Below are 311 nucleotides of genomic sequence, written 5' to 3' on the forward strand. Positions count from 1 at the left end.
TTGGTACATCGGGGTGGATAATGATTCTGATACCTACTTCGGTAGTGTCACTTCAGTAACGGCTTGTGAGCAACCTGTTGGGTATTCGCTTACGGCGCCTACTGCAGATGACTGTGATGATAACGATCCTAACGAGTTCCCTGGTCAAACATGGTACATCGGGGTGGATAATGATTCTGATACCTACTTCGGTAGTGTGACTTCGGTAACGGCTTGTGAGCAACCTGTAGGCTACAGCTTAACAGCGCCTACTGCAGATGATTGTGATGATAACGATCCTAACGAGTTCCCTGGTCAAACTTGGTACATCG

1 pseudogene is annotated in these 311 nt (G+C 47.6%); it reads left to right on the top strand.

The features are described 5' to 3' along the window. Window positions 1–13: 13 nt before the first annotated feature. A pseudogene (locus H4O21_RS28875) lies at window positions 14–311 on the top strand (hypothetical protein); the annotation flags it as partial.

This window comes from Oceanospirillum sediminis (assembly GCF_014164585.1).
Lineage (GTDB): Bacteria > Pseudomonadota > Gammaproteobacteria > Pseudomonadales > Halomonadaceae > Oceanospirillum > Oceanospirillum sediminis.